The sequence below is a fragment of the Actinomadura sp. KC216 genome (assembly GCF_004348535.1).
GTDB lineage: Bacteria > Actinomycetota > Actinomycetes > Streptosporangiales > Streptosporangiaceae > Spirillospora.
On the sequence record NZ_SMJX01000509.1, the window covers coordinates 1 to 3,939 of the forward strand.

A 3,939-nucleotide genomic window follows, 5' to 3' on the forward strand; every position below is an offset into this window, starting at 1 on the left:
CTCCGGGCCCGCGCCGCGGGCGCTGGAGTGGGATGTCGGGCCCAGGGGTCACAATGGGGGCATGTGCCGCAGTATCAAGACTCTTCGACCGCCGTTCACCGACGACGTGACCGACCAGGACGTCAGGGCGGCAGCGCTCCAGTACGTCCGCAAGATCTCCGGGTTCCGGGCACCCGCGTCCCACAACGCCGAGGCGTTCGACCGGGCCGTCGAGGAGATAGCCCAGAGCACCGCCGCCCTGCTGGACTCCCTGGAAATCCGCGGCCGCCGCGCGAGCTGACGCCGGGCGCGGCCTATCCGGCGGCGACGAGCTCGGCGATCTGGACGGTGTTGAGCGCCGCCCCCTTGCGAAGGTTGTCGCCGGAGCAGAACAGGGCGAGGCCGTTGTCGACGGTCTCGTCGCGGCGGATGCGGCCCACGTAGGTCGGGTCCTGGCCAGCGGCCTGGAGCGGCGTCGGGACGTCCGACAGCACGACGCCGGGCGCGCCCGACAGCAGCTCGCTCGCCCGCTCCGGGCTGAGGGGCCGCTCGAAACGGGCGTTCACCTGCAGCGAATGGCCTGTGAAAACGGGGACGCGGACGCACGTCCCCGAGACCTTCAGGTCCGGGATGTCCAGGATCTTGCGGCTCTCGTTGCGGAGCTTCTGCTCCTCGTCGGTCTCGGCGAGCCCGTCGTCCACGATCGACCCGGCCATCGGCAGCACGTTGAACGCGATCGGCCGCACGTAGACCGACGGCTCGGGGAACTCCACCGCCGCGCCGTCATGGGTCAGCCGGTCCGCGTTCTGGACGACCTTGGTCGCCTGGTCGTGCAGCTCCGCCACCCCGGCGAGCCCGCTGCCGGACACCGCCTGGTAGGTGGACACGACGAGCGCGGCCAGCCCGGCCTCGGCGTGCAGGGGCCGCAGCACCGGCATCGCCGCCATCGTCGTGCAGTTCGGGTTGGCGATGATCCCCTTGGGACGGCGCGCCGCCGCGTGCGGGTTGACCTCGGCGACGACCAGCGGGACGTCCGGGTCCATCCGCCAGCCGGAGGAGTTGTCGATCACGACGGCGCCGGCGGCGGCGACCTTCGGCGCCAGCTCCTTCGACGTGGCCTTCCCGGCGGAGAACAGCACGATGTCGAGGTCCGAGTAGTCGGCGGACGCCGCGTCCTCGACGGTGATCTCGGAGCCCTGCCACGGCAGCGTGCGCCCGGCCGAGCGGGCCGAGGCGAACAGCCGCAGCTCCGTGACGGGGAATCCGCGTTCGGCCAGGATCTCGCGCATCACGCCCCCGACCTGGCCGGTGGCCCCGACGATCCCGATTCTCATGCCGCTCCCTCTGGTAGATCGCTGTGACCTGGAGTGTTGCCCAGGCCGTTTGAGGTCGTCCAATCAATAACCCTACGCAGAGGGTTCAAGCGCTCCTGAACGGACGCGTGGCCACCTGCCCGGAAGCCCGCCGGAGGCTGACCAGGACGGCTGGGACGGCCTGGGACGGCCCGTCCACGAGCGTACGTCGGGGCCGCACCCTGAGCCGCCAGGGGTGCATTCAGGGGTGAATCAGGGCGAATCCGGATGTCAGGGTTACCCGCCACTGGGCATGATCGAGGCATGGACATGAACAAGGAAGCCACCACCACCGCCACCACCGACGAGAAGAAGCTCAGACGCACCCGCGACGACCGGATCCTCGCCGGGGTCTGCTCGGGCGCCGCGCGCTTCCTCGGTGTCGACGCCAACATCATCAGGGTCGCCCTAGCGGTCTTCACCGTCTTCGGCGGCACCGGGATCGCGCTCTACGTCATCGGCTGGGTGCTGATCCCCGAGGAGGGCGCCGAGAAGACGATCGCCGAGGACATGATCAATAAGGCGAGCGACTCCCCGGCCTTCCAGGACGCGGTCAAGAAGACCCGGGACGCCTTCAACAAGCCCCGCGCCAACGTCTGAGACGGCACCGGCGCAGGAGCCGTCCAGAAGAGACCCAAAGAGGAGGTCAAGGCGCGGAAGCGGACCGGCTGACGCCGGACAGCTCGTCGTCGCCCGCGGGGGGCGCGGCGACGACGACGGGCTCGACACGCTCCCGCATGCCGGCGATGACGCCGCCGCGGACCTGGTTCCAGCCGAGCGTGAGCATCGCGGCCACCGAGAGCCCGAGCACGCCGGCGAGCGCGACCACCGTCTCCGGCCCGAGCACCTGGGCCGCGGCGCCGCCGACGAGGATGCCGACGCCCTGTCCGGCGAGGATGCCGGACTGGGCGAGGCCGAACGCGCGTCCCCGGCCCGACGCGGGCACCGCGGCCACGAACGCGGCGTTGGCCGCGAGCTGGTAGGCGCTGCCGACGCCCGACAGCGCCCACAGCCCCACCACCCACCACACCGGCGGATGCAGGGCCGCGCCGATCAGCGGCAGGCAGGCCAGCATCGACATCCAGCCCATCGCGTGCAGCCGGTTCGCCGGACGGACGAACCGGCTGAACAGGAACGCGCCGATCACCATCCCCGTGGGCATCGCCGACAGCAGCACCCCGACCGTGACCGCGCCGCCGCCGAAGGTCGCCGCGTACGGGGCGGCGAGGCCCTCGGGGACCACGTAGAACGCGCACAGCCAGGCGAACAGCACCAGCGACCGCAGCACCGGGTCACCGAAGACGAGCCGGGCGCCGTCCCGCGTCCCGCGCCAGAGCCCGAAGGTCTCGCGCTCCCGCCGCCGCGGCGCCCTCCTGCGCCGCAGCCCGCCGACCAGAATCAGCGCGGACGCGCCGAACGTCAGCGCGTCCAGCGCCAGCGCCTCCCGCGTCCCGACCACGGCGACAATGGCGCCACCCGCCAAGAAGCCGAGCATCTGCGTGCCCTGATGGGTGATGTTGTTGATCGCCGACCCGGCCACGTACCGGTCGCCTTCCAGGACGTCCGGCAGCAGGGCCGCGCGGGCCGCCGAGAAGGGCGCCCCCAGCAACACAGTTAGGAACACCAGCGCCGACAGCGCGCCGACCGGCATCGCCACCAGCGCCATGACCGCCACCAGGCCCGCCCGCACCACGTCGCAGACGATCATGACGGTGCGGCGCGGGAACAGGTCGGCCAGCCCGGACAGCACCGGCCCGCCCACGATCGGCGGGATATAGGTCAGGGCGTACACGAGCGCGGTCAGCAGCGCCGACTTCGTGCGGTCGTACACGAGCACGGCCAGCGCGACCTGCGCCAGCTGGTCGCCGACGAACGACAGCGCCTGCGCCAGCCAGAGGGCGCGGAACTCGCCCACCGCGAACACCTCGCGGTAAGTCGCCTGCTCCTCCGGCGGACGGCGATGCCGCCCGGTCTGCCTTCCCGCCACGCTCGCTCCAGTTCAGCCCGCCCGGTGTTGGGCGGCCCTCCCATTAACTCACGCTGCGTGGCCTTGGTGTGACCTACAGTGCACAATTCCTCAGTCCGGCCGGCTATTTTCGACCACCGAACCCGGAAAGGGCTCAGTATCCGAGCTCGTGCAGCCTCTGGTCGTCGATCCCGAAATGGTGCGCGATCTCGTGCACCACGGTGATCCTGACCTCTTCCACCACGTCGTCCGGGGTGTCGCAGATCTGGAGAATCTCACTACGGTAGATCGAAATGTGATCGGGCAGGACGGCGCCGTACCAGTCGCCCCGTTCGGTGAGGGGTACGCCTTGGTACAGGCCGAGCAGCCCGCGCTCAGGCGCGTCGTCCTCGACGACGATGACGACATTGCGCATGTGCGCGGTCAGCTCGGGTGGGATGGTGTCGAGGGCCTCAGCCACCAGGTCCTCGAACTCATCGCGCGACAACTCCATCACGCCGACAATTCTGCTCGACAGAAGGGGAACACGTGCCCAAGGCCCGCGCCGCGACGCCCGACCCCTCCGCACCCCGCGGGAACCGCGCCACCCGCGCGGCCCGCCGCGCGACCCGCGCCGCCGCCCACGCGGCCCGCACCTTGGCC

Annotated in this window: 5 protein-coding genes; 2 read left to right on the forward strand and 3 right to left on the reverse strand. The window is 71.1% G+C overall.

From position 1 onward, the window contains the following. Window positions 1-280, forward strand: a 280-nt coding sequence (locus E1264_RS41125) for a DUF2277 domain-containing protein (protein WP_243711487.1), incomplete at its 5' end; no start/stop codon positions are given. Window positions 281-293: 13 nt separating this feature from the next. On the opposite strand, the gene E1264_RS41130 is transcribed toward E1264_RS41125, so the two are convergent. Next, on the reverse strand, window positions 294-1,313 hold the full coding sequence (locus tag E1264_RS41130) for an aspartate-semialdehyde dehydrogenase (protein WP_132182759.1): 1,020 nt from the start codon (window positions 1,311-1,313) through the stop codon (window positions 294-296). 282 nt (window positions 1,314-1,595) lie between these two features. Between E1264_RS41130 and E1264_RS41135 the strand changes: the two genes are divergently transcribed. Then, window positions 1,596-1,931 carry a PspC domain-containing protein gene (locus E1264_RS41135; RefSeq protein ID WP_132182761.1) on the forward strand — a complete coding sequence of 112 codons (336 nt, stop codon included), beginning with the start codon at window positions 1,596-1,598 and terminating at the stop codon, window positions 1,929-1,931. A gap of 46 nt (window positions 1,932-1,977) precedes the next feature. Here E1264_RS41135 and E1264_RS41140 read toward each other — a convergent pair whose 3' ends face one another. Both E1264_RS41140 and E1264_RS41145 read right to left on the reverse strand, forming a co-directional pair. Then, window positions 1,978-3,318 carry an MFS transporter gene (locus E1264_RS41140; protein WP_132182763.1) on the reverse strand — a complete coding sequence of 447 codons (1,341 nt, stop codon included), beginning with the start codon at window positions 3,316-3,318 and terminating at the stop codon, window positions 1,978-1,980. A 133-nt stretch (window positions 3,319-3,451) separates the two neighbouring features. Then, window positions 3,452-3,793 (reverse strand): metallopeptidase family protein, encoded by a 342-nt coding sequence (locus tag E1264_RS41145; protein WP_132182765.1) that lies wholly within the window; start codon window positions 3,791-3,793, stop codon window positions 3,452-3,454. Window positions 3,794-3,939 lie beyond the last annotated feature (146 nt).

What these genes read in the sequence shown, in the direction of transcription:
- E1264_RS41130 (WP_132182759.1), bottom strand. Translation starts at nt 1,313, where the DNA reads ATGAGAATCGGGATCGTCGGGGCCACCGGCCAGGTCGGGGGCGTGATG.
- E1264_RS41135 (WP_132182761.1), top strand. Translation starts at nt 1,596, where the DNA reads ATGGACATGAACAAGGAAGCCACCACCACCGCCACCACCGACGAGAAG.